A 3,701-nucleotide genomic window follows, 5' to 3' on the forward strand; every position below is an offset into this window, starting at 1 on the left:
TATTCTTTGCAGTCGCAGTTTATGTCGAGCGTGGCGGCGAGAGACGCAGGTTTCCTTCGGTTTTCCATGATTTCACTCCAGATAATATGCGGGTTAGAGGGAGTGTTCGAAGACGGGTCAGGCCCGCCTTCGAACGTCGGTGAGCATTGTGATCAAGGCGTCGGAAGGCGGCTTGAAGCGCCCCGGCTTGATCGCAGGGGCACCGTGGGCTGCGAGAATCTGCAGCTTCTCTTCGGGATCGGCGCGCAAGTAGGTCTCGGTGCTCTGGATACTGGCGTGGCCGAGCCATAATGCGACCTTGCGAATGTCCCCCGTCGCCGCGAGCGTGTGCATCGCGCAAGAATGACGAAGCACGTGGGGTGTGACGCGCTTCCCAAGGATCGACGGCTGCTTCGTCGCTGCCGTCTTGACGTGCTCGGCCAATCGGAACGCAAATCCGTCGCGGGTCATCGGCTGCCCGTTGGCATTGAGGAAAATCTCGGTGACCTCAACTTGAGGCCGGATCGCAAGCCATGCGCGCAATGCGATCTGGGTCTCCTTCCACAGCGGCAGGACCCGTTCACGTCGCCCTTTGCCCATGATGTGCATGGTGGACAGGGAGCGGTCCGGGAAATCGCCCAGTTGCAGCGTTACGAGTTCCGACACCCTCAGTCCGCCAGCATAGGTAAGATGCAGCATCGCGCGATCACGGGTGCCGAGGCGTGTCCGGGGATCGGGTGTATCGAGCAAAGCCTTGATCTCGGCCCGGTCGAGGTAATCGATCAGCGCCTTGTCTGTCTTCTTGGTCGGGATTGCTCTGACACGGAGTGCCTGATCGAGGCAGGCTGGAATCCGGTACTCGATGTATCGGAAGAAGGATCGGATCGCGGCGAGCCTGCCATTGCGGGTCCGCACGCAGCTGCCGCGGCCGATCTCCACATGATCGAGGAAGGCCATGATCATGTCTGTGCCGAGATCCTCAACCTCGAGATCGGTCGGTCGGCGCTTCAGCCGATCGGCAGCGAACTGGACGAGGAGGACGAAGCAGTTGGCATAGGTCTTCACCGTGTGCGGGCTGACGGCGCGTTCGCGCGGCAGATGTTCCCGCAGATATGCCGAGAGATGGGGAGCAAGCGCCGTCATGCCGCTTCTCCTTGAAAAAGTTGCTCGCTTGCAGCCGCAATGTCGCGCAGCAGCACTGGCGTGGCTTCGAGATACCAGTACGTGTTGGCGATCGACGCGTGCCCCAGGTAGACACTGAGACCGGCCATGTGGTGGGCAATGGCCTCCCTGTCACGCGGGCAGGACTCAAGCGAGCGAACAGCGAACGTATGTCGCAGATCGTGGAGTCGCATGCCTGCCGTACCGGTTGCTCCACGATATCCGAGAAGCCGGGCCAACCTGACGAACACGACGTGGGCGCGCACCTTGTGCGGCGCCCGCCCCCGGATAGTGACGAACAGGTCATTACACTTGGCCGGGTGCTTCGCGCGGATCGCAATGTAGGCTTCGAGTGCTTGGCGCGTCGATGGCTGCAAGGCGATCAGTCGCTGCTTGCCGAACTTGCCGTTGCGGACGACCAGCCCATCCTCGACCAGATCGTTGCACTGTAGCGCGAGAGCCTCGGAAATCCGGAGACCTGTCGCCGCGAGCAGGCCGAACAGGTAATGGTACGTGTATGGGCTAATCGTGCCATGGGGCGGAACGTTCAATGCCGCCGCCATGATCGCCCGCACCTGGTCCGCTTCGATTATGGTCGGAGTGGGACGTGGCCGCTTCCCCCGGCCGAAAACGCCGACAGGCGGGACTTCGTTGTCTGGGTCCTCGGCATGAGCGAAAAGGCTGAAGTTACGAGCAGCGTCGTACCTATGGCGAGCCACGTTTTGCGAGCTTGCCGTGTGGCACCAGTCGTAGATGCGCTGCACTCGGGTGTGCCGGTCACCGAAGCGTTCAGCGAAAGCGGCGTATTGGCGCAGCAGTCGTTCCTGTTCCGAGAACTTCCGCCCCAAGCTGCGATACAGCGAGACGTATCTGGCAATCTGCGTGCTCAGCATGACGGTTCTCCCGGCCATGGCTGCGCGATTTTCATGAGCATCGGCAGGTCGACCTTGGCGTAGATGGCGGTGGTCTCGGGCGAGCTGTGGCGCAGGATCGTTCCAACGGACTCCAGCCCTGCGCCCGCGCGCAGCAAGTTGGTGGCAAGCGAATGCCGGAAAATGTGCGATCCGGTCGGCACGCCTTCGATCCCGCCGCGCTCATGCGTGCGTGCAACGATGCCGGCGATCTCCGCCGATGAGCGGAACGAACGGAACGGGGCTTGCGCGCGCACGAACAGATGCGGATCGGCGGTCTTGGGACGCGCCGTGGCAATGTAGTCCAGGATCGCGTCACCGACGTCCTGAGGCAATGGCAGGCGATCAGGCCGACGCGTCTTGCCCTTGACCGTCAGGTGGCCCGAGCGCCAGTCGATATCGTCGAGGTGCATATCCCGAATATCACCGGCACGCAGGCCAAGCCGGGCGAGCAGGAGAATGATGGCCTTGTCCCGAACTTCCACCGGGCGATCAGTCGGACATGCGCCGATGATCTGCTCGATCGTTGCCGGGTTAACGTGCCGGGGCAGCGTCGAAAGACGGTAGCGTTGCACTGATGGGATCGCGTGCAACAAAGCTGGACGGCAAATACCCTGCACGACCAGGAACCGAATATAGCTCCGTATTATCGTGACGAGCAGTGATGCCGAACCCGGCGTCTCCTTGCTTCGTTGTTGAAACGCCCGTCTGAGGACGGCTGCATCCCATTGTGAAGGCTCGCCGAGCATAGGCGCGAGCCGCCTGATATCGGCCCGGTAGCGCCGGATCGTCTCATCGGTCGCGCCGCGGTGTTGCTTGAGCCATGCCAGATATGCCGCCATGTGCGGGTCGTCATCCGACACCAGTTCGACTGAAGGGATGACACCGCGGTCGCGCAAGAACTCGACGAAGTGCCGAGCGCCTCGCCGCCGCCGCTTCGCGCCCGAGGCAACAAGCTTGCCTCGCTTGCGCCAGACCGGACATCGACAATCATGCGCGCCGTACTGGTCGATGATCGTGTCATCGATATCGGCCCATTGTCGTCGCGCAATGCGAAGCCAGGCCGCGAAATGCTCGGCCTCGGATCGATAGGACTGGGCCGGTCCTTGCGCGAGTTGCAAGCGATCGATCCCATCGAAATAGTCGGCGAGGTGCCGTGGCAGATCGTCGATCCCGTCGTCGACACCGACGTAGCCTTGATCCTCCAGGAAGCGGACGAAGCGCCTGACTCGCGCTGCAATGTCCGCCTTATAGACTGGCTGCTGCGCCGAATACCGGTGGCAACGGCACCGATGCTTCTCGAACCGCCGAACGGTCCGATCGTCGATCGTGCGGATCGCGATCCCATGCAGTTCCATCCAATGCAGGAAATGACGGGCCGCAGCGCCAAACAGAATCGCACTGCCTGACCTCTCGTCGAGCGACAGAGAGGAGAGGAATGCGGTGAGTAGAGCGTCGTGACTGGGCGGGTCTTCGACCCGGAGCCGGGCCGCTCGAAACGACAATAATGATCTTGATCGCATGTTGGTTCCTTCGACTTGTTCAGGTCGAGGGAACCGTAATTATCTGGAGTGAAATCATGGAAAACCGAAGGAAACCTGCGTCTCTCGCCGGCACGCTCGACATAAACTGCGACTGCAAAGAATATGT

General features: G+C 61.5%; 3 protein-coding genes. All 3 read right to left on the minus strand.

Annotated features, from left to right (window positions below):
• Positions 1–117: 117 nt before the first annotated feature.
• Genes Q4610_RS21435 through Q4610_RS21445 form a run of 3 tightly spaced genes read right to left on the minus strand, consistent with a single transcriptional unit; the run spans position 118 to position 3,574 of the window.
• Positions 118–1,122 (minus strand): tyrosine-type recombinase/integrase, encoded by a 1,005-nt coding sequence (locus Q4610_RS21435; protein ID WP_024310637.1) that lies wholly within the window; start codon positions 1,120–1,122, stop codon positions 118–120.
• Positions 1,119–2,033 (minus strand): tyrosine-type recombinase/integrase, encoded by a 915-nt coding sequence (locus Q4610_RS21440; protein ID WP_011540751.1) that lies wholly within the window; start codon positions 2,031–2,033, stop codon positions 1,119–1,121. The genes Q4610_RS21435 and Q4610_RS21440 overlap by 4 nt, the downstream gene beginning before the upstream one ends.
• The gene (locus Q4610_RS21445) at positions 2,027–3,574 is read right to left on the minus strand and encodes a tyrosine-type recombinase/integrase (protein WP_011540750.1); all 1,548 of its coding nucleotides are present in this window, start codon (positions 3,572–3,574) and stop codon (positions 2,027–2,029) included. The genes Q4610_RS21440 and Q4610_RS21445 overlap by 7 nt, the downstream gene beginning before the upstream one ends.
• Positions 3,575–3,701 lie beyond the last annotated feature (127 nt).

The sequence above is a fragment of the Sphingobium cyanobacteriorum genome, assembly GCF_030580935.1.
Taxonomy (GTDB): Bacteria; Pseudomonadota; Alphaproteobacteria; order Sphingomonadales; family Sphingomonadaceae; genus Sphingobium; species Sphingobium cyanobacteriorum.